This is a genomic window from Endozoicomonas sp. SESOKO2, assembly GCF_024606245.1.
Lineage (GTDB): Bacteria > Pseudomonadota > Gammaproteobacteria > Pseudomonadales > Endozoicomonadaceae > Endozoicomonas_A.
Genome location: NZ_JAHHPQ010000425.1, coordinates 1 through 21,136, shown reverse-complemented (window position 1 = coordinate 21,136; position 21,136 = coordinate 1). Strand labels below are relative to the sequence as shown.

19 protein-coding genes are annotated in these 21,136 nt (G+C 42.6%); 11 read left to right on the top strand and 8 right to left on the bottom strand.

Annotation, left to right across the window (positions count from 1 at the left end):
• The 3 genes from KDK17_RS09425 to KDK17_RS09415 all read left to right on the top strand — a co-directional run.
• The coding region (locus KDK17_RS09425; RefSeq protein WP_257287929.1) for a hypothetical protein at nucleotides 1–201 on the top strand (201 nt) is incomplete at its 5' end.
• 322 nt (nucleotides 202–523) lie between these two features.
• Nucleotides 524–1,912: a hypothetical protein gene (locus KDK17_RS09420; protein WP_257253815.1), complete on the top strand. Its 1,389-nt coding sequence runs from the start codon at nucleotides 524–526 to the stop codon at nucleotides 1,910–1,912.
• A 264-nt stretch (nucleotides 1,913–2,176) separates the two neighbouring features.
• Entirely contained in the window at nucleotides 2,177–3,574 is a 1,398-nt protein-coding gene (locus KDK17_RS09415; protein ID WP_257253813.1) for a hypothetical protein, read from the top strand.
• A gap of 189 nt (nucleotides 3,575–3,763) precedes the next feature.
• On the opposite strand, the gene KDK17_RS09410 is transcribed toward KDK17_RS09415, so the two are convergent.
• Nucleotides 3,764–4,327: a hypothetical protein gene (locus KDK17_RS09410; RefSeq protein WP_257253812.1), complete on the bottom strand. Its 564-nt coding sequence runs from the start codon at nucleotides 4,325–4,327 to the stop codon at nucleotides 3,764–3,766.
• 239 nt (nucleotides 4,328–4,566) lie between these two features.
• Nucleotides 4,567–4,746 (bottom strand): hypothetical protein, encoded by a 180-nt coding sequence (locus KDK17_RS09405; RefSeq protein WP_257287928.1) that lies wholly within the window; start codon nucleotides 4,744–4,746, stop codon nucleotides 4,567–4,569.
• Between the two features lie 140 nt (nucleotides 4,747–4,886).
• Here KDK17_RS09405 and KDK17_RS09400 point away from each other — a divergent pair, with 140 nt between their 5' ends.
• Together KDK17_RS09400 and KDK17_RS09395 are read left to right on the top strand one after the other, a co-directional pair.
• Entirely contained in the window at nucleotides 4,887–5,453 is a 567-nt protein-coding gene (locus tag KDK17_RS09400) for a hypothetical protein (RefSeq protein ID WP_257287927.1), read from the top strand.
• A gap of 420 nt (nucleotides 5,454–5,873) precedes the next feature.
• Complete coding sequence (locus KDK17_RS09395; RefSeq protein ID WP_257287926.1) at nucleotides 5,874–7,271, top strand: hypothetical protein; 1,398 nt, start codon at nucleotides 5,874–5,876, stop codon at nucleotides 7,269–7,271.
• 215 nt (nucleotides 7,272–7,486) lie between these two features.
• On the opposite strand, the gene tusA is transcribed toward KDK17_RS09395, so the two are convergent.
• From tusA to KDK17_RS09380, 3 genes are all read right to left on the bottom strand, one after another.
• A complete protein-coding gene (gene tusA / locus KDK17_RS09390; protein WP_257253804.1) occupies nucleotides 7,487–7,732 on the bottom strand; it encodes a sulfurtransferase TusA in 246 nt (81 codons plus the stop codon).
• A gap of 11 nt (nucleotides 7,733–7,743) precedes the next feature.
• Nucleotides 7,744–9,066 (bottom strand): MATE family efflux transporter, encoded by a 1,323-nt coding sequence (locus KDK17_RS09385; protein WP_257287925.1) that lies wholly within the window; start codon nucleotides 9,064–9,066, stop codon nucleotides 7,744–7,746.
• Between the two features lie 75 nt (nucleotides 9,067–9,141).
• Nucleotides 9,142–9,870, bottom strand: a complete 729-nt coding sequence (locus tag KDK17_RS09380; protein WP_257287924.1) for an alpha/beta family hydrolase — start codon at nucleotides 9,868–9,870, stop codon at nucleotides 9,142–9,144.
• Between the two features lie 135 nt (nucleotides 9,871–10,005).
• Here KDK17_RS09380 and KDK17_RS09375 point away from each other — a divergent pair, with 135 nt between their 5' ends.
• From KDK17_RS09375 to KDK17_RS09355, 5 genes are all read left to right on the top strand, one after another.
• Nucleotides 10,006–11,454 (top strand): MATE family efflux transporter, encoded by a 1,449-nt coding sequence (locus KDK17_RS09375; RefSeq protein WP_257287923.1) that lies wholly within the window; start codon nucleotides 10,006–10,008, stop codon nucleotides 11,452–11,454.
• A gap of 101 nt (nucleotides 11,455–11,555) precedes the next feature.
• Nucleotides 11,556–12,479 carry a Dyp-type peroxidase gene (locus KDK17_RS09370; RefSeq protein WP_257253800.1) on the top strand — a complete coding sequence of 308 codons (924 nt, stop codon included), beginning with the start codon at nucleotides 11,556–11,558 and terminating at the stop codon, nucleotides 12,477–12,479.
• Nucleotides 12,480–12,663: 184 nt separating this feature from the next.
• A complete protein-coding gene (locus tag KDK17_RS09365) occupies nucleotides 12,664–13,632 on the top strand; it encodes an HlyD family secretion protein (protein WP_257253799.1) in 969 nt (322 codons plus the stop codon).
• The gene (locus tag KDK17_RS09360) at nucleotides 13,629–14,558 is read left to right on the top strand and encodes an ABC transporter ATP-binding protein (RefSeq protein ID WP_257253798.1); all 930 of its coding nucleotides are present in this window, start codon (nucleotides 13,629–13,631) and stop codon (nucleotides 14,556–14,558) included. Before KDK17_RS09365 ends, KDK17_RS09360 begins: the two co-directional genes overlap by 4 nt.
• Nucleotides 14,558–15,685, top strand: coding sequence for an ABC transporter permease (locus KDK17_RS09355; RefSeq protein ID WP_257253797.1), 1,128 nt, complete (start codon nucleotides 14,558–14,560; stop codon nucleotides 15,683–15,685). The genes KDK17_RS09360 and KDK17_RS09355 overlap by 1 nt, the downstream gene beginning before the upstream one ends.
• 67 nt (nucleotides 15,686–15,752) lie before the next feature.
• Here the strand turns inward: KDK17_RS09355 and KDK17_RS09350 are convergent, their stop codons facing one another.
• The 3 genes from KDK17_RS09350 to KDK17_RS09340 form a co-directional block, all read right to left on the bottom strand.
• The gene (locus tag KDK17_RS09350; RefSeq protein ID WP_257253796.1) at nucleotides 15,753–16,370 is read right to left on the bottom strand and encodes a hypothetical protein; all 618 of its coding nucleotides are present in this window, start codon (nucleotides 16,368–16,370) and stop codon (nucleotides 15,753–15,755) included.
• 542 nt (nucleotides 16,371–16,912) lie between these two features.
• Nucleotides 16,913–17,782 (bottom strand): hypothetical protein, encoded by an 870-nt coding sequence (locus KDK17_RS09345; protein ID WP_257287922.1) that lies wholly within the window; start codon nucleotides 17,780–17,782, stop codon nucleotides 16,913–16,915.
• A gap of 482 nt (nucleotides 17,783–18,264) precedes the next feature.
• A complete protein-coding gene (locus KDK17_RS09340; RefSeq protein ID WP_257280573.1) occupies nucleotides 18,265–19,959 on the bottom strand; it encodes a hypothetical protein in 1,695 nt (564 codons plus the stop codon).
• A gap of 587 nt (nucleotides 19,960–20,546) precedes the next feature.
• Between KDK17_RS09340 and KDK17_RS09335 the strand changes: the two genes are divergently transcribed.
• Nucleotides 20,547–21,136 (top strand): hypothetical protein (locus KDK17_RS09335; RefSeq protein WP_257287921.1); only part of this gene is annotated, 590 nt, incomplete at its 3' end.

Genomic DNA, 21,136 nt, shown 5'->3' with positions numbered 1-21,136 from the left:
CTGGCTTCTGTCCCTTCAAACAACCGCTACACCAGACAGACCAAAGAAATCTACGTTTACCTAATCGCTCTGAATATCCTGGAGGCTGATATTACCAGCAAAAGGAGTATCAAAACAAAGCGTAAAAAGGCTGGTTGGAGTAATAAACATCTTGCTCAGCTACCGAGGGCATTCGTTGTAGGGCTAAATGAGAATGATTAGACTGGTGCGTAAGCCCTGTGCCTTTACCCAAGACGCATAAACCAACTGATACTCTTCAAACGGCTACGATACTCTGCCACATATTCATCGATACGGTCTGGTTCTGAGCAGCTTAGAGTGGCATTGCTCGTATAGATCAAGAGAGGGCCAGTAAAAAGGGCAGTCTAACGTCGCACTACTTCACCTCATCTCGACTCCAGCTTTCAACCTCAATCTTACGGGCATTTTTGTCAGGCATTCTTACATAATGGTTAGCCATAAATTGGAACCAAAAAGAGTTTTCAGGGACAAAGTGAAACAGAACGAATTAAGGAATAAAGATATGGATCAAGTAGTAGTAAAACCGGCCATATTGCCAGGGGCATATACCCCGGCACACTCTGAATCGGAGGTAGCTGGCCTACCAATTAATAAAGCTGATGATAAGAAGTACCTTCCTGAGGCAGAAGAGCACAGAGAACATTATTTTGGGCATAAGGATCTTTCATCGAGACGCACTTCTTTGGTTACGACCAAAAAAGATAACAATGATCACTACATCCAACTTGCAAAAAATATCGTCTTTACTCTGGATCGATTTTTGTTTGATTCAATTAATGAAGAGTCCTGGGAAAATATGGCTAATAGTTTAATGTTTTCTGGTATTGATTCATTAGAGAAAGCCACTGCTATGGATTTGAAGGTATGCCCTCCATGTCCAGTCTTTCACACATGGGGCGCATTGCATGGCACCACCATCTTTAATGGCTTGAATAATCCTGAAAGACACACGGAAATAAATTATGTTAAGAGGATATTGGAAGAAGGAACTAAACTCAGTGAAAGTGACATCCCCCTGTTTATAGTCTTTTCAGATATGAATCTAACAGGCTCTCAAATTGAACAGATGAAGGCTGAATTTGAAAGTCATGAGAATATCTTATGTATCTCGTTAGAAACAGATTTGCAGCTAACATTCCCTGCAGAATTGCAGCAATATGCTTCACGCATGAACATCAGATTTATAGATTCTATTAGAGTTGTTGTATCTCAAAATATTACTAAGACTATAAGCTTTTGTATAGACAAGGCAAATTCTGAAAAAAAAACCAAACTAGCTAATCGTTTTGAAAAGCTAGGGGTTAATCATTTATTTTATTCAGATATAGATAATCAATGGTTATCCAAACCACCTTTCATATTAGCCAGACATGGGATGTTTACTCTGCCAACAATGTCGAGTACATTGCCACTTATTAACACATACATTAACAGTACAAAACTACCTAATGCCGATAGAAAGCTTTTAGATAGGCATAGATCATTTTTCTCTGAACTGCCTCATCTAAATAAAGAAAATTCAAAGAAGTGGTCTACAGACAAAGCGAGAATGCTATTTGATTATATTTTAAGTGGTGAAGCAGAGAGTAATTATCAACATCTATCAAAGCAGTTAGTCAAAATTTCATCCGACTACGATTATCTTTTGAGGGCTAATAATGAAATAATTTCCTGGAAAGGTGACAATGGTTGCTTCTTTGTAAGAGAGCACTCTAAAGGAGATTTTTTAAGAGCCGCTTCAAAAAGAATTAGCATGATAAATCTTCATCAAAAACCGGATACTGAATATTGTCATAATCCAGATCCATATTACAGAGAAGCACACAGACTCACTGGAATGCAATTACTCAAGTATTATTACTATGGGCATGATGGCACGTGGATCAAATAATAGAAGATGCCTAATCGCTATTAGAACTCAATTAAATGATACTGGATAGTAGTTCACCGAAAAACCACAAGTAATCTAGCAAATAAGTTAGGTAACAGAAAAAATCTTTTAGCGTAGGGCAGTCTCAATCTCAGGTAAAAACGGTATACATTAGGTCCTTTGTGATTTTTTCAGACAATCTTACCTGTTTTCTAGTAATCATTTAGAACCAATAAATGTTTTAAGATACTAAGAAATAAAGCATTAAATAATAGAAATCAGTACATGGACCAAATTATAGGATCGAAAAAATTATCTGCCGCATATACCCCACTATACACCGATACGGAGGGAGGCACGCTATCTAAAAATACTGGTAATGATAGGAAATACCTTTCTAAAGCAGAAGAATGCACAGAAAATCATCTTGAGCAAAAGTTACTGTCATTTAGAAGCATTTCTCTGGCTCCGACCGAAAAAGATAAGGGTAATCACTACATCGCACTTGCAAAAAATATAGTTACTACTGAAAGTCCAATTTTTTTTGATTCAATTGATGAAGAATCCTGGAAAAACATGGCTGACAGTTTAAAATTTTCAGACATTGATTCATTAGAGAAAGCCATCGCTATGGATTTAAGGGTATGTCCTCCCTGCCCTATATTTCACACATGGGTCGCATTGCACGGTACCACAATATTCAATGGTTTGAATACCCCTAAAAAACTCAGGGGAATTAATTATGTTGAAAGGGTATTAAAAGAAGGAACTGATCTGAGTAAAAATGACATCCCACTTTTTATAGTATTTTCGGATATGAATCTAACAGAATCTCAAATTAATGAAATGAAGGGTGAGTTTAAAGATCATGATAATATATTATGTATCTCGCTTGAAACAGACCTGCAACTAAAATTCCCCAAGCCATTAGATAAATATGCTTCATCTATGAGCTTTGAGTTTATGGATTCCATTAGGCTTGTTGTATCTCAACACATTACTAAGACTATAAGCTTTTGTATAGATAAAGCAAAATCTGAAAACAAAATCAAACTAGCTAATCGTTTCGAAAAGCTAGGGACTAACTATTTGTTTTATTCAGATATTGACAACCAATGGTTATCCAAACCTCCTCACATTTTAGCTAGTCATGGAATATTTAGTCAGCCGACAATATCAAGATCGTTGCCTCTCATCTATATAAAAAGTGAAGATGAAAAAAAGCTATCTGATGTTGATAGAAAACTTTTGGAAAGACATAGATCATTTTTCTCTGAGCTTCCTTACTTATATAAAAGAAATTCAGAAAAATGGTCTACAGATAAAGCAAAAAAGCTTTTTGATTATATTTTAAGTGGTGAAGCAGAATGTAATTTTAAACATTTATCAAAACAGATTACACATATTTCACCTATCTACACATGCCTATTCAATATAGATGAAGGGGTTTCCTGGGAAGGTGAAAATAGTTGTTTTTTTGTGGCAGAGCACTCTAAAGAAGTTTTTTTAAGAGGTGCTTTAAAAACCCCCTGGAGGATAGACCTTCATCAAAAGCCAACTAGTAAACTTGCTGATGATTCTTATAATCCAGATCTATATTACAAAGAAGCACATAGTCTCATTGGAATGCAATTACTTAAATATTATTATCATGGACATGATTTCACATGGTGCACTTGGTAGAAAATACCTTAGATCTGATAAAGTGCCAAGCCGGAAGACCTGCCTGAAGAGCGGGAGATCCTACTAACAGTTATTGTGTGTGCTGACTATGCAAAATCATTGGATAAACCAAGATATCCTTAAAGTTTATCGTTTTTCAAATATGCAGTTTTTTTTGCTTCCTGAATGAAAACTCATATCTGCCACTTTTTATTCACCTTGAGTTAGCTCCTCAATCTCTCTCTTTATGTCTTGCAGTTCTTCAAGTAGTCCTAATTCACTACATGAGTTTATAAACTCACTACTTTCATTAAGTATTTCCAACACCATCAGCAAGACCTTCTTTAAGTCCTCATTCAATCCTTTATTTCTTTGCAAACCCTCAAAAGTATTATCAAGTTGACCACCTGGTCCGGACAAGGGAGACAGGGAAGAAAACATTAAAAATTGATCAACGCTGGTAGCAACTAAACCATTCTGTTGCAAGTTCCATAATTGCCCTAAATATATATCTTTTGGATTTGTGGGGTTAGATTGAGTTTCGCTTAAAAGCACTGCTCTCATCATTCTAATACCTTCAATCATTTTTGAAAGCCCAGATGATTCACGAGCGCCAATAAAGCTTTCCAGGCTATATTCGCTTTTTTTAAATGCTCTTGTAAAAGCTTTATCGTAAAATGAGATGAAACGAGTAGAAGTTGAAAGCACTGTTGCGCTTGAATGATATGGAAGTGCATATATTAGTAACACTAAGATCGTATTTCTTAATCTCATTCTGTACTGCTCTCTGTCATACCTAACTTACGACGAAAAATAGCACTGAATATCTGGAAAAGCAAAAATCCAAAATCAAGTACAAAGTTTGAGGTGCCACCTTATTTTTCAAGAAAAAGATAAGGACAACCATTAATAAAAAATCATAATAATCGAGACAATTAAACAAAAAAAGAAAAATTAGAACAGAAAAAACCCGCTGGAGCTAATGTGCAGCACCAGATGATAATGATTAGACATTACAGATCAGCACAGGCTTCGACGGCAAAGATGGAAACCAATGGGTCAACCACCCACTGCCGATGATGCGCAACATTCTTCCCAGTCAGATGATCCTCACCACACAAATTAGCCCTGCGAACACACCGATAGTACGGAGTCGAACCTGAATCAATCAGGCTACTGCGAACCTGAGTCATGAGATCTTCAGCTACAATGGTAAAAATTGGAAACAGCAGTAAAGTAGTTCAATCCGTAGACTGGTCAAATATATGGATGTCCCTATTCTTTTATATGCCTATACTCAATGCCGTGTATCGCCATCAATGAGATTTGATAGATGAGTCTGCTCGTAAAAGCAATGATGCTACTGTTTTTTATCTCCGGCAGTACCACATCAAATGAAATAAAGGGTACAATAAAAATAACAGTTTTAGTAAATCAAAACAGACTACCTTTCGAAAAGGAATATGCTGAGATATACAGTCTTACTCAACTGATACAGAAATTTATTTTTGGAAAAATATCAGAAAAAATTGCAACTAATATAAGAAATCATCGTCCCCGAGAGCTAACTATTTCTGAACAGTTGACAGTAAATATTCAAAAGGAATCAGATGATCAAAAAAACAATAGAGCATACTGCTCCGAAGTTTTTTCATCTGAAAATCCTGAATCTCTTACATTTTCCGAGCCGCCTTCATCTACTGAAACCTTATTAGACCAGCAAACTTTTCTCGAAACGACAGCATCAACAACAATTGATAATAATACAGTAACTTTTCATTTTAATGTTCCTTTTATTGCTTCTTTTAATAGCAACGGGGAACCTTTAATCGGTATCAAAGCAACTTTTGATAAGATTTACGACGAGTTACAAACGCACCTGATCAGTGAAATCGATTGAGCTAAAATAGACATAACATCAAATTAAGGAAATGCATCTCAGGTGCAAGCTCCTGATTTTTTGTTGGCTCACGATCATTCTAAATCAGCATATTAAAATCAACTGTATACCCAGCTTTTTCATTTCTATAACAGTACCAAGCCCAATCTTGATCTCAAATATACACCATTCCACCGATGCCACTCTCCAGCCTGGTAATCCTCACCATATAAGTAATCCATGCGGGTCAAATATATGAATGTCTTTTTCCATTTGTGCTTTTTCAATTTTTTATATGAATCTCTCTGTCTATTTCTTATTCATTTTTCACTTTTTGTTCACTTTTTCATTTTGTTAGACATTCTTGCACACTTGTTAGCAATGAATCAGAACCAACACACGTTGTAAGGTTCTAAGGAGCAAAGAACAAGGAGCAAGGACATGGATCAAGTTGTAGGAGAGCAAATACATCCGGCAGGATATTCGTCACTGTACACTGAAACGCTGACAGAAAGCCTATCTGAAAATAAAGTTAACAATAAGAAATACCTTCCTAAGGCAGAAGAGTACACAGAAGAGCATTTTGGGTGTAAGGACTTATCATCAAGATGTATTTCCTTGGTACCGTCCGGGAAAGATAACGATAGTCACCACATCCGCCTTGCAAAAAATATAGTTTTCACGGCAGATCCAAATTTTTTTGATTCAATTGATAAAGAGTCATGGAAGAATATGGCTGATAGCTTAAAGTTTTCAGGCATTGATTCACTGGAGAAAGCCAGTGCTATGGATTTGAGGGTATGTCCTCCATGTCCGGTCTTTCACACATGGGCCGCACTGCATGGCACCAGCATATTTAATGGATTGAATAATCCTCGACATCTTACTGGAATTAATTATATTCAAACAATATTACAAGAAGGAACCGATCTCAGTAAAGATGATATTCCATTACTTATCGTGTTTTCGGATATGAATCTGACAAAGACTCAAATTGATCAGATGAAGGCTGAATTTAAATATCATGAAAATATCTTATGTATCTCTATGGAAACAGATCTGCAGTTAGGTTTTCTCGTGCAATTAGAGAAATATGCTTCATCGATGTGCCTTCAGTTTATGGATTCTATTAGAGTTATTGTGTCTCAAAACATTACCGAAACTATAAGATTTTGTATAGATAAGGCAGAGTCTGAAAACAAAACCAAACTAGCTAATCGTTTACAAAAACTAGGAGCTAATCATTTATTTTATTCAGACATTGATAATCAGTGGTTATCTAAACCACCTTATATATTAGCTAGCCATGGGACTTTCACTCAGCCAAAAATGTCAATGACATTGCCACTTATCTACATAGATAAAGACGTTGTAGAACAACTATCTGAAACTAATAAAATCCGTTTAGAGAGGCATAGATCATTTTTCTCTGAAATGCCCTACCTAAATAAAAGAACATCAAAAAAATACTCCAGAGATAATGCGATAAAACTATTTGATTATATTCTAAGTGGTGAAGCAGACAGTAATTATGAATATCTATCAAAACAGATTATACATATTTCACCTCACTACGATTATCTCTTGGAATCTGATAGAGGCGTTTCCTGGGACGGTGAAAACAGTTGTTTTTTTGTGGCAGAGCATTCTAAAGATGTTTTTTTAAGAGGTGCCTTAAAGAAACCCTGCATTATAGACCTTCATGAAAAGCCAGTTAGTGGACGTACTGATGACTCTTACAATCCAGACCCTTATTACAGAGAAGCACACAGCCTCGTTGGCATGCAATTACTGAAGTATTATTATCATGGACATGATGACACGTGGCGCCGTTCTTAGAAGATGACCAGAAGATTTAGGGCACCCATAAAAAATCAAACTGCCTTTACCCAAATAATCGAGGATTAAAAGCGTAACCTTCATTCGCAATCTCTGTCAGGCATCTGGTTGTCCTTAGTTGTCCTTCCTTAGTTGTCCTTTCAAAAGCCGGGGCTATCTATTGGAGCAGAAAGGTTAGCGCGACAACCCGGTTAAGTTACACAAATACAAGCCTCCTAGGAGGCTGACTTCCGAATCAGGTAGATATACCGTTTTTCCACCTGCTCATGAGACAGCAGTTCATGATCCAGAAAGTTACAGAACTTGGGAATATCACGCTGGGTAGAAGGATCGGTCGCTATAACCCTGACCATTTCTCCCGGCTTCATGTCTCTCACTTTATTGTGCAACATCATGACCGGTTCCGGGCAAAGCAGACCTGAAGTATCCAGTTCATGATCAATTTCTATAGTATCCGACACATTCACTCCTGTTATCCGACCCAGGAACCGGACCGACTCAGGGATCGATAGACAATAGCCAGTCCTGCACTGCGGGCCAGCATAAAGGCACTGTAGGCCAACCACAAGCCGTGATTACCCATATTACGGGTGACATACCAGACTGGCAGAAAGACCATTAACGTCGCCACCAACATGGTGTGTTGCATCATATCCGTTCGCACGGCGCCAATAAACACACCATCCAGCCAGTAGCACCAAACGGCAAACAACGGCATGGCGGCCAGCCAGGGCAGATAAGTGTTTGCCGTTTCAGCGACGGCAGGGATATTCGTCAACAGACCAATGATACCCTGCCCCACCAGCGAGAAGGTGAAAAAAAATAACACGGCACAAATGAGCGAGCAGTAACCCGTTACCCTGACAATCTGTTTAAAACGATCTTCTTTTCGCTGCCCCAAAGCTTCACCCGTCAGTGCTTCGGCAGCATGGGCAAAGCCATCCAGTCCATTGGAAATCAGCAGCAACATATTAAGTAACAAAGCATTGGCCGCCAGGATATGACTGCCACTCCGGGCTCCCTGTGCCGTAAAGAAAGCCTGAGTTCCAAGCAGACAGAGCGTGCGAACAAACAAGTGTCGATTCAGTAACAGCAGGCGACGCATAGAGCCCAGGTTCAGAATCATTGAGCGGACAAAAGTTCCAGACTTACCTCTCAAGGTTTGACTGACCATCGAGACCCCCAGCACAAGACTGGTATAGTCGGCGATCACTGTTGCCAATGCTGCACCCCGGGTAGCCATTCCCAAGTCCAGAACAAAAAACAGATCCAGAATAATATTAACCACATTGGCCAGCACGAGAATAAACAATGGCCCCTTAGGACGGTGCATTCCAATCAGCCAGCCAACTATCGTAAAGTTAATCAAAACCGCAGGAGCCGAAAATATTCGAGTGGAGAAATAGATCCTGGCCTGCTCAGCCACTTCAGGGGCCGCATTAAATAAAGGCAGGGCAATAGCCAGAAGGGGACGATGTAAAAGAATCAGTAAAAAGCCGATCACCAGAGCTAGCAGGATCGACTGGGCCAGCCATTGCCGGGATTTCTGATGATCATCCTGACCCAGCGCCTGGGCCACCAAACCGGTGGTTCCCATTCTAAGGAAACCAAAAGCCCAGAACAACAGTGAAAACAATGTGCTGCCGATGGCGACACCGGCCAGATAAATATCACTGGAGAGATGCCCCAGCACCCCTGAATCAACCAGCCCCAGGAGAGGGACCGAAATATTGGCAAGAATGGCAGGCCAGGCAAACACCCAGACCTGCCGATACAATGCTGCAGTCGATTTCAACGCCAGTCCTCACAATTGCCTGACAAAATTCAGACCATTTTATGAGGCTTTAGTCCAGATCAGTATACGTAAACTTTACTTTATGAAGGCTGAGATCTTTTGTGCGGCTTCTAACAGATGCTGCTCATGAGTAAAACCCGATTTTACCCGGGGTTTCAGATCATGATTGCCGTCGGCCAGCCAATGAAGCTCAATATTCTTTGACAGGCCGTAACCCCGCACGGTGCTGTAATCCCCCATGACATCCCGACTACCCTGCACCACCAGCATGGGTAATGGGAAATCAACAAGATGCTCCGTTCTGGGTTTGTCCTGTTTACCTGGTGCATGGAATGGGTACCCCAGGCATACGACACCTCTCAATGAAAGACCAGACACCTCAGACACCAGCAAGCTAGCCATGCGTCCGCCCATGGATTTACCGCCAATGAAAAGAGGGCCGTTATAATCCTTTTGGATATATTCAATCACGTCCTGCCAGCAGTGCAATAATTTTGGTTGCCTGTCCGGTGGTCTTTTTTTACCGGTTTTCCTTCGCTCCCGCATATAAGGGAATTCAAAGCGCACGACACTGATACCTTCAGCCATCATCAAGACGGCCATTTGATTCATGAAATCGCTGTCCATAGCCGCACCGGCACCATGGGCAAGAATCAGTAATGGAGACCCGGTTTCAGCCCGGTTCCAGATAAGATCCATAAGATAAACAGTCCAGAGGAAATAAAGCGTTTGATTGTAACGCCATTTACCCGACCCGTCGCTGCGATCTGAACTAAGCTGGTCGAAGCGCAATGTCCTGTTCATTGATCAAAGCACGACTCTTTCTATCTTATATGTTAACGACTTTGGTCGTTTTATATCCAACTGACCGGAACACTTCATACGGTGTCGAAACGGAAGCCTGTCATGACCCATGCCCGCTTTACTCAGGGTTCAACAATGAAGCACGTCATTGTCATGAGCCTCAGCAATGCAGCAGGCATCACAACGCTGTTTTTTGTCGACCTGCTCGACCTCTTCTTTCTCAGTCTGCTCGGTGAAAAGTTTCTGGCTGCAGCTATTGGTTATGCCGGCACCATCCTGTTTATCACTTCGGCCCTGGGTATTGGCTTATCCATTGCCGCCGGGGCCCTGGTCTCCAGATCCATTGGTAGCCACAACCGGGAAAAAGCGTGTCAATATCAAGTAAACATCTGTTTCCTGGTGCTGTTAGTCAGTATCACGCTGGCCATCGTTTTCTGGCTTCTGATCCCTGAACTGGTCACTTTGCTGGGAGCCACCGGGCGAGTTCATGAACTGGCCGACAGTTACCTGCATATCGTGATTCCCTCCATGCCTCTGGTCAGCTTGTCCATGACCCTCGGTGCCGGGCTCAGAGCCGTAGGAGATGCCAGGCTATCAATGACATCGTCACTCTCAGCCGGAGCTGTGAATGCCATACTGGACCCTATACTGATCTTTCTCCTGGAATTGAATATAGAGGGTGCTGCCATTGCTTCAGTGATGGCTCGTGCCACAATGTTTGCTATTTCCTTTTACGGCATTTTCTATAAACATAAACTCTACTCCCCCTTCCGTCTTTCCCAGTTTGGCAAGGATCTGAGAAACATTCTGGCAATCACCCTCCCTGCCATTGCCACCAATCTGGCCATGCCTTTCAGTGGCGCCTGGATGGTTCGCTATATGTCGCAGTACGGCAATAGTTACGTAGCAGGCTACTCAATCATTAACCGACTGATACCTGTCGCCTTCGGTGTCATTTTTGCCCTGTCCGGAGCAGTAGGACCTATAATAGGCCAGAATTTTGGGGCGAGACGGATGGGCCGGGTCAGGGAGTCGCTTCGAAATGCTATCCTCTTCACTGTGCATTATGTCATTGTCATTTCAGCCATACTGTTTTTCTTGCAGGACATTCTCATTCAAGTGTTCAGAGCCACGGGGGAAGCGGCCAGCCTGGTGTCGTTTTTCTGCGACTGGATTGCCATTAGCTTTTTGTTCACAGGTACTCTGTTCGTCGCCAATGCTGCCTTTAACAATCTGGGCAAACCCGGATACTCAACCCTCTTAAATTGGGGTCGGGCGACACTGGGTACCGTTCCTTTCATCTGGGTCGCCTCTGCATATATGGGGCCCTATGGCGTACTGGTGGGTCAGGCAGCCGGAGGAGTCCTGTTCTCAGCCATAGCCATTTGGCTGAGCTTTCGAACTATTGACGCCATTGAATGCAAGATTACCCGACAGGACACGATTGCCAGCCTTATGACCCGTCAGGAGGAAACCACAGCTTGTCCTTTCCAGCCGATGTCATCAGAATGTTCACAACTGGCACAAATGGCTGAAGAAGGTGAGTGCGAAGAGGCCGGTAACCTATCCGATAAAGCCAGATAAGTGTATTGATCCGGAACCTAAACCCCTTCATGCTATGCAATGGCACCAGACAGCGAACAGACAGGTTGCCATTGTTTCGAAAACTGACGTCAGAGTTGGAAATGAGCACACCACAATCAGGAATTACTCCAGAAGCCAATACCGATGCCTGCTTTCTGGTTTTAACTATCAGGCAAGATCCAGACAGCCTCACACAGATTAAAAAGACCTGTGCGCTGATACCACAGCTGACACGGGATCTCAGCGAACAGTACCCCGATGCCAGGCTGACCTCCACGATCAGTATCGGCAGTCAGGCCTGGGACGCTTTGTACAAAGCCGCTAAGCCAAGGCTTCTCGCTCCCTTCAAAGCCGTGACAGAAGGTGACCGGACTGCACCTGCCACTCCCGGTGATCTGCTGCTCCATATCCGTTCCAATCGTCGGGATATCAATTTTATCCTGTTGCACAGAGCTATGGATCATTTTGGACAAGCCGTTGACATTCAGGAAGATGAGACAGGTTTCCGTTACCTGGACGGTCGCGACCTGACCGGATTTGTAGACGGCACCGAAAATCCACAGGGAGATAACAGGGCCAGCGTCACTCTGGTGGGTGATGAAGATCAATCGTTTGCCGGAGGCTGCTATATCCATACCCAGAAGTGGGTTCACTCATTCAAAAAGTGGGACAAACTGGCGGTCACTGAGCAGGAAAAAGTGATCGGCCGCACCAAGGAGGACGACATTGAATTCAGTGGCGAAGAAAAAGCGCCAACGGCTCACGTAAAGCGTTCCAACGTCAAGGACAGTGGAGGCAAAAGTATGGAAATCCTGCGTCACAGTATGCCCTATGGCAATGCCAGTGAAGGCGGACTTTACTTTGTCTCCTACTGTCGCACTCCGACCCATTTTGACAAAATGATGGAGTCCATGGTCAAGGCCGACAGGCATGGTCACTATGACCACTTGATGGATTATTCACAGGCCACCACTGGCTGTGCATTCTTCGCGCCCTCTGTTGAGTTCCTGACTTCAGCTACCTGATCGACTTCTAACTGTAATCAGAGTACCGATGTTCCCCCGCTTCCCAGGCGATTCGGTACTCGCTGTCTTCCCTGCTTACCAACCTCAGTTCCATTTCATGGTGGCGCAGACAGTAATAGGTCGTCTTCTCATTTTGTGACTACATTTGATGGATGTTCATCGTCACAGTAAACGCTTTCACTCTATGAGCAGATTGATAAAAAGTCATCTGACTTTAATTGGCACTACCGTTCTGTCACTTTTGCTTTCCGGCTGTTTCTCTTCCGACAACCATCAGGCACTGGGAACCCTTGAGCGTGACAGAGTCACTCTGACAGCGACCGCTTCGGAGTTGATTACAGAGATACTCATCCATGAGGGCAACCCGGTAAGAACCGGTCAAGTGATCCTGAAGCTGGATGATCGCAAGCAACAGGCAGCCGTTGCTGCGGCCCTGGCCGAAACAGAACGGGCACGAGCTTATCTGAGTGAAATAGTCAACGGCGCCAGAATGGAAGACATAGCAGCAGCAAGAGCCAGTGTCGGGCAAATAGAAGCCCGGCTGGTGGATGCCAATAAAACGTTCCAGAGAAACGAAACACTGTTAAAGCGCAAACTGATCAGCCAATCCAGACTGGATCAGGCGAGAGCTGATCGTGATGCTCTCATGGCAGAAAAAGTAAATGCCAGAGAAAAACTCCAGAGTTTGCTCAATGGCAATCGCCCTGAAGTCATAGAACAGGCAGAGGCTTCCATGAAAAAGGCTCTGGCCAATCAGTTTCTGGAACAGAGAAAGCTGGAGGATCTATCCATTTATGCCACAAGAGACAGCTGGCTGGATAGTCTGCCCAGACACTTGGGAGAGAGAGTTTCAGCAGGCAGCACTCTGGCCATCCTGCTGTTGCATGAAGCACCCTATGCACGCATTTACGTTCCAGAGCCCCGCAGGGCCGCTGTTCACGTGGGCGACCACGTGACGGTACATATTGATGGCGTCAAAAAATCTTTTCTTGGTCAAATACGCTGGGTTTCTCTGGACCCGGCCTTCACTCCCCATTATGCCCTCAATGAAAAAGAACGCTCCCGACTGGTTTACATGGCCGAAGTACAGCTTCCGGAAACCGCTTCTGATTTGCCATCAGGACTGCCTGTGCAAGTGGACCTGCCCCTGTGAGCCGACAGGCCATCTCAGCCAAAGGGCTGACCCGCTGTTTTGGTGATTTCATGGCCGTAGATCATCTGAACCTGAACATCGAAGAAAAGACCATTTTTGGTTTCCTGGGGCCCAATGGCAGTGGCAAGTCGACTACGCTCAGAATGTTAACCGGTTTGCTGACACCCAGTCAGGGTGACGTTCGTGTTCTGGGGCTGGAAATACCCAAAGAGTCGGAAGCACTTCGACAGCGACTGGGCTATATGACCCAGAAATTCTCTTTGTACGACGATCTCTCCGTCGAAGAAAACCTGAAGTTCATGGCACAAATTTTCAATCTGCCGGGCAGAGAGGTCAATAAACGCATTGACAGCCAACTCACTACCTATGGTCTGGACCAGCGCCGCAAGCGTATGACAGGCAGCCTCAGTGGCGGGCAGCGCCAGCGGCTCGCCCTGGCAGCAGCAACATTACATAAACCCGAATTATTGCTACTGGACGAACCAACCTCAGCGGTAGACCCTCAGAACCGACGTGATTTCTGGGAAACTCTTTTTGACCTCTGTGATCAGGGAGTCACTATTCTGGTGTCCACTCACTACATGGATGAAGCCGAGCGTTGCCATAGTCTGGCCATTCTGGAGGGAGGTATTAAGCAAGCCGAAGGTTCCCCCAAGCAGCTCATGGCCGATATGCAAGCCAGGGTTTTGGAAGTAGACGGCACCGAACTTCGGCTGGTCAGGGAAGCCCTGACAGCCCGACCTGAAATTTTATCCTCGGCCCAGCAGGGAGCCCGCCTGCGGGTTCTGATAACCAATACAATCAGTGAGCCTGAAGTCTGGTTGCGAAGCCAGTGGCCAGAAGAAATGAAAGACAGAACCATTGAAAGGGTGCGCCCCAGTCTTGAGGATGTATTTGTTCATTGTACCCAACAGCGGCGGCAGTAATGGAAAAGCTTTCAACTCTGTCGGGCATGACCAATAGCCTTCAAAGAATTGCCTCGATTCTAATGAAAGAATTACGACAACTGTCCCGTGATCGCGCCACCTTTGCCATGATCGTCATTATTCCTCTCATTGAATTGCTGCTGTTTGGCTTCGCGATCAATACCGATGTCAGAGAGATACCGGTCACTGCTGTGGATAACAGCCGCACTTACTTCAGCCGCGCTCTGATGGATGCACTGGAGGCTACTCAGGTGATCAGAATAGTTCGTCAGGATGCACGTCCACAGGGAGCAGAAGAAGCACTCAAGAGTGGAAAAGTAAGAGCTGCCCTGATTATTCCATCCGACTTCATCCAGCGCTTAAACGATGGCAGAACCGGCGCGCAGTGGCTTATTGACGGCTCAGACCCTATGATCAGCTCGGCCATTTTAAAGCTCCAGACGATGCCTTTCCGTGCCACTGCCGGGATTCAGCCTGAGTCTTCGGGCGCGCTTTTTAAAATCGTTCTTTACTACAACCCGGAGCAACGATCCGTTGTCAATATTGTTCCGGGTCTGGTTGGCGTTATTTTGACCATGACGATGATTATGTTCACATCTGCCGCACTGGTGCGTGAACGAGAGAGGGGCAATCTGGAACTGCTGATCGCGACACCGGTTCACCCTATTGAGCTAATGATCGGAAAGATCATTCCCTATATTTTTGTAGGGTTTATTCAGACCGGCATCATTATGTCACTGGGCCACCTGATTTTTGATGTGCCCTTTGTCGGCAGTATTATCCAGATGCTACTGGCTACCATGCTGTTTATTTCTGCAAGCCTGACCCTTGGGCTGATTATCTCGACCATTGCAGAAACACAGTTGCAGGCCTCACAAATGACCATTTTCATTCTGCTGCCTTCGATTCTACTGTCAGGATTTATGTTTCCTTTTGAAGGCATGCCAATAGCGGCTCAATGGCTGTCTGAACTCTTGCCTGCAACCCACTATATGCGGTTGATGAGGGGGATTATTTTAAGAGGAGCAGAGTTACAGGGCATGACGACGGATGCTGTTTATCTGGGCGCTTTTACTATCGGTGGCTTAGTGGTCGCGGCAAAACGATTTAAAAAGAGCCTTGATTAGATGGGGTTTATGCGACCATTAAAAATACGACAGTGCTATTGATTGCCTTGCATGATCTACCCTATTATCAGTCTTCTTCATGAAAATTGAGAAAGACTCTAAAAAACGACTTTAGATAATTTGGCAACAACGTCAGTATATCTTCTAAATTAAATTGATGTTCAGTAAAAACAGCAAGAGCCTTAATAGTAAGTAAGGGCAGAGACATTATAATGGTATTGAGTTCGGAAATGCTATTGGGGGGTGTTGGTATATTGTGCATTAACATCCGCTCCCAATAATAATAAACAGCTACATGCAGCCACCTCTTATCAACTATTGCCATATTATAATCCCACTTATGACCATTTGGGCCATCATGAGCGACTGCGCCATAACTTAATAATGCAACAATCTGACCTATACTTGAAGTGTCGCCTAAAACATGTCTTATGTTCAGGCCATTATATCGGTAGGTACGAGTAAAGGTATTTGGGTCAGCACCATGTTTGAGCAGAAAAAGCAGCATCTCTAATGATCCGGTGCTGATTGCAGTGGGAACTGCATCTGCATCTTTTGCCAGATGATAACCCTGATCGATCAGCTCTTTAACTGCTTTAAAATCATTCTCAAAAATAGCCTCAGTAAACCCTCCTGCCAAAGAAAATTGCGTGGAAAAAATGAGCATAAAAAAAAACAATCTCATCGTATAGCTTCTTTCGAATATAGAGTTTGAAATTTAGTACGATTATGACCAGGAGCAAATAAAAACTACGGCTCATGCCTATTTTTCAGCTGACTTAAATAGCTTTTTTACCAACCTCTATTTTACTGTAAACCAACAGGGAGCACCTTTTTTCTTTCAGTTTTTTAACCGCAAAGCAGTGATTTAGGATAGTCATTTCCTCAGAAAAATAATGCCTCCATCATTTTTATGAAAATCCTGAACTTTTCAGGAAAAATATGAACCAATAATGTAATGAATTGAAATTATAAAGAATGATTTACTCGCATTTGTCATCAACCAACTTGCAGACCAATCCCATTGGGACAGATCCGCCCAAGGCTTACGCACCAGCATTATCATTCTTATTTAGCCCTACAATATTTCTTCGGTCAGTCTGGTGCAGCGGTTTTTTGAAGGGCAGGAGCCAAGGCAGGGCAGTGCTCATCATCACCAAAGTATCCAGAGGGCGGGGAGCCTAAAGTGATGTGAGCGTTCATAAAGAGCGGCCCAAACAATGCCATCTATTGCGTGGCTGAGTTGACCCTGTCCTGCGGTTTTGGTTCAGCCGCATCAATATCAGAAGGACTCCCTGCCAGATCTCCAACGTCTTTAGGGCCATATAAATAGCTGGTCCCTGGATGTTCTTGCAGCATTTCTTTTCGGGATTCAAGCTCACTGACAGCGGCTTCAACTTCAAGAGGATTTATCACCTGAAAGCTTCGGGTAGCAATATCAAATGTGATGTCAACCTCCACTCCTCCGGTTTTGGTGATATTAGCCGGACTTACACGAAAAACACTCCTGAACTCATCTTCAATGTCGTCAGTGGCACATAAATAGCTCGTCCCGGGATATTGACTCAGCATCTCTCTCCAGGACCTGGCTTCGCGGTAAGCTGCTTTAACTTCAGTAGTATCCCCAGACATGCAGACGGCTGCTGTTGTTTTGTCTGATAAAATTTTCCTGTGCAGCGAGTTAAGATGCCAGGCATAATAGGATTTAGCATTATAAGGAACATGAATGAGGAATACGCAACCACTAAGCCTTATTGCTTGAACATTCTCATTGATCCCAACCCATTCACTATCATCTATATCCAATTGTAAGATTTTATTATCATTGTTTTCAGAACTATCATCAGAAGCCTTAATAGAATACGAAGACAATGCTCTAGTCGCATTGCCACCTCTATACTGAGAGGTATCGATTAAGATAGGGCCGTTATAACAGTATTTAGAAAATTCCGATTTAGTATCAGAGATTTTTACAAAGCGATCGGCTTTATCGTAATTAAAACATTCCGTGACGACACTCTGCCTACCTGACTTCATTGGCTGCTGGTGAGTCCTCACAGTAAATCCATTAGTTCCATAAGAGTTAAGATTATTCATAAGATACTCCTTTATCTGGTTATTGGGTTATTCCGTGGTAACTGCCCAGAATTTGCAGGCGCTTTTTGAACTTGATGCATTGCAGCCCGGAAAAATCAGCGAGCTCCCGCTCAAAATGAACATTTCTGCCCAAATAAATGAGCATCTGCATCCTGTACTAACTTAGACGCAACAAAATAAAAAAAAGTTCCTGAACACTGGTTCAAAGTCGTAATGGTGCGGAGTTGATTACGATCCCGATTTTTCTGAGGTCGGCGTGTGCCTTGCGGGTAAGTGCAGTGATACCATCGAAGAAGCCATGCACCAGAGGCTGGCAACCAGGGCTTACGCACCAGCATAATCATTCTCATTTAGCCCTGCAATGAACGACCTCAGTAGCTGAGCGGTAAAATTGTGATCGCAAGAGGAGCCCAACATTTCAGTGATGATGACTGGCTCAAAACTGAGAACCTGGGCATCACAACAGGCTTTCATTTAGTGAGCTACTTATTCAGAAGAAGATGTGGAACAACGACAGTACTCCAGTCAATTTCCAACCATTCTCTCGGTATATCTTGTGAAGTTGCATTCCCACGAGTAGCTTGATTTGTAGCCAATTGACGATCAGGCATTATCAACAACCAATGATTATGAGCATGAAGTAACATCATACAATGGCGATTTTCATGCAACGCATTAACAACTTCATCTTGATTCTGAAAAATAACATCAACACCATCTGCTCTTATCAAGCTAATCTGAAAAGGACATCCCGGAGTGGGATCACTAGAAGCTATATCAAGCATTAAAATGTTTTGGTTGATAAACGGGGCAATCAGGAAACGAATATGATTATCTTCAAGCCACATTCTATCGGGATTAGATCCATTCATTTCATTAGCCATTGATACTATAAACTCACGTTCATCACCTTCCTCGACCATTTCCTGAGCCCTGGCAGAAAAATATTCAAATACTCTCTGCGCTGTTAAATCATCTGAATTTTCAGTCATTTCAGACAAAAGCTCATACCTATTACTTCTGATCCAACTCAAAATAGCATGCCAGCCACAGTAACCATCCGTTGGCATATTATGAACCTCTAATCCAAGCTCTTTTAAATATTCACTCGTATTTTTCAGACTGTTGTAAGCATCTGACTTTTCTCTTTTGAAACTAATGGAAATTCCCGTCAGAACAACACATAAGGCTTTGGCGCCATTCAAGGCTTCTGCCGAAGTATTAGTAAATTTTCTGCACACTTCATAGACATTTTTAGCAGTAGCACCAGTACTGACACAGGCACTCTCTTCAACAAAGCTTTCCATCTGGCTGTAGGTTCTGGGAAATGTCCACACACACGCATTATTTGAGCCAATCATTCCGAAAGCGCAGTAGTCTTCCTGATTCTGTATGTCGCTGGCAGCCAGTGATTCACAGGGGTTTTTCTGGAATACTGTTGATGGAAAAAAAATCATAGAGCTTTTATTTTTCTCTCCTTGCCTTCGTATACCCGACTTTTCAATATCCAAGCGTACATTGGAATCTAGCTGAAAGGACTGGAGATTATTATAACTCTCATTTCCAAGAGCAATAATAATTCTAATATACATACAACTTTCTTTGCTTCTAACTTTAGTTTCAAGGTTCCATCCAAATCCCTCAAGGGCATCTGATAAATAGCTTTTACAATGTTCCTTATATTCATTGTCACCAAAACACTTAAATAACAGCACAACCTCCAAATCAGAATTTTTATTAAATAATGATTCAGCGAACTTAAATTCATTTTCTTTTTGCTCCAAATACGATGTATAAAAAAGGTGATACCACAAAGATCTGGCAATAATATATCGAGTAAAGCGTCGTTCATCAGGTTCAGAATGAAAATTATGCAGTGAAAAATTATAATCACCAGAACCCTCAGCAATAAAACCTAATTCGCGGGAAGGAATAACAAAACAAGAAAACGTTTTTTTTAAATGCTTAACAAATACTACTACTTCTTTACGACCCTCTTTAAATTCATCGTTAAAATCTTTTATAAAGTAGCTGAACTCTGAATTAAATCCATAACAGCCATCCACCATAAATTTCAAGTTAGAAGGCGCAACAACGAAAAAAAGCCGTAAATCCTGAACTGCTCTTACGTCTTGCAGATAGAATACTAATAGCCAAAAAAATAATTGCCTAAACATTCAAAACTCCTGCATTGTTATTGTCTCAGAAACTGGTGCAAAGCCTACATGTTAGACTACCGTAGGCCTTTGCAATCAAGTTTTTTACCTTGGTAAGCGCTCACCGCCTGTTAAACTATCTGTCAGATAATCCCATTTCATCGCTGACATATTCCCGAATCAGGCTTTCACTCAGGTTGTTATGCAACGGAAGGGCGGATCTTTCAGTACCAGCGAGAACTCTTCTGCAATAACGGCAAGGCTTGAGCATGCATCCTGAAGGGTGCCAGAGACAGTCTGTGTCTGGATTAAAACAAAAAATCCAGATTGTACCTTCATGGTGGCGTTATCTTTCGAAGGCTCAGAAAAGTCACTCAAACATATCGCTTGTGCATTGGAACGCCATCCAGATCAGTATCATCACTTTGCTCGCTTGCCGACGTGATACACCTTATTCAACAATCTGCACAAAGTTTTGAACCTTTTCAGAAAAATATGGACTAAGAATGAAATCGTATTTTTAAAACATTATTTCCATGCATTTATCATCAATCCACTCACAGCCTCAGCCACAACCTATAAGGGCAGATACTACCTGTCAGGAAGCTGTGAGCTCGAAAAAAACAGAGCCATTGCCCACAAATGGCTCTCTTCTAGTTGAACAAAAGTGTCTTTATCACAGAAAAACAATAAAAATCAAAACGTTAGAAAAACCAGAAGGCTATTTCTCTGCTGGCGAAAAACACCAAATATCATTAATGAAAGATTATCTGGATGGCAATACCGAACATTTTAGTGGTGATGACTGGCTCTATCTGATAATAAAACTGGGTAACAGGTTTTTTAGTAGAAAAAAACAGGAAACACTCCAAAAAGAATTCAGTACAACACACAAAATAGAGAATTTGTTTAAAAAAATTGCCAAGTTACAAGCATTGAGATGTAAAATTGAAGATATCGTTCATTATTCGCACTTAGACAGACGTTTTGGATTGTATGAAGCAGCAAAAAAAGACAAGCATTTATTCCCAGCAGGTTTTCTGGATGAAATTATTGAATTAGCAAAAAACAACCTTCCCCTGCCTCCCTGTGCAACACAAGAACTTTTATACGCAACAGCCAGCTTGGATTATAAATCACGGAATCCATTTTTCTCTGACCTCATCATTGCCTGTTACAGAAACAGTCATTTTTTACC

Bases quoted from the DNA above. Each gene is read 5' to 3' on its own strand.
- KDK17_RS09355 (WP_257253797.1), top strand. From the start codon at position 14,558: ATGGAAAAGCTTTCAACTCTGTCGGGCATGACCAATAGCCTTCAAAGA.
- KDK17_RS09405 (WP_257287928.1), bottom strand. From the start codon at position 4,746: ATGACTCAGGTTCGCAGTAGCCTGATTGATTCAGGTTCGACTCCGTAC.
- KDK17_RS09410 (WP_257253812.1), bottom strand. From the start codon at position 4,327: ATGAGATTAAGAAATACGATCTTAGTGTTACTAATATATGCACTTCCA.
- KDK17_RS09380 (WP_257287924.1), bottom strand. From the start codon at position 9,870: ATGAACAGGACATTGCGCTTCGACCAGCTTAGTTCAGATCGCAGCGAC.
- KDK17_RS09340 (WP_257280573.1), bottom strand. From the start codon at position 19,959: ATGTTTAGGCAATTATTTTTTTGGCTATTAGTATTCTATCTGCAAGAC.
- KDK17_RS09370 (WP_257253800.1), top strand. From the start codon at position 11,556: ATGAGCACACCACAATCAGGAATTACTCCAGAAGCCAATACCGATGCC.
- KDK17_RS09400 (WP_257287927.1), top strand. From the start codon at position 4,887: ATGAGTCTGCTCGTAAAAGCAATGATGCTACTGTTTTTTATCTCCGGC.
- KDK17_RS09415 (WP_257253813.1), top strand. From the start codon at position 2,177: ATGGACCAAATTATAGGATCGAAAAAATTATCTGCCGCATATACCCCA.
- KDK17_RS09350 (WP_257253796.1), bottom strand. From the start codon at position 16,370: ATGAGATTGTTTTTTTTTATGCTCATTTTTTCCACGCAATTTTCTTTG.
- KDK17_RS09395 (WP_257287926.1), top strand. From the start codon at position 5,874: ATGGATCAAGTTGTAGGAGAGCAAATACATCCGGCAGGATATTCGTCA.
- KDK17_RS09375 (WP_257287923.1), top strand. From the start codon at position 10,006: ATGAAGCACGTCATTGTCATGAGCCTCAGCAATGCAGCAGGCATCACA.
- KDK17_RS09345 (WP_257287922.1), bottom strand. From the start codon at position 17,782: ATGAATAATCTTAACTCTTATGGAACTAATGGATTTACTGTGAGGACT.
- KDK17_RS09420 (WP_257253815.1), top strand. From the start codon at position 524: ATGGATCAAGTAGTAGTAAAACCGGCCATATTGCCAGGGGCATATACC.
- KDK17_RS09365 (WP_257253799.1), top strand. From the start codon at position 12,664: ATGAGCAGATTGATAAAAAGTCATCTGACTTTAATTGGCACTACCGTT.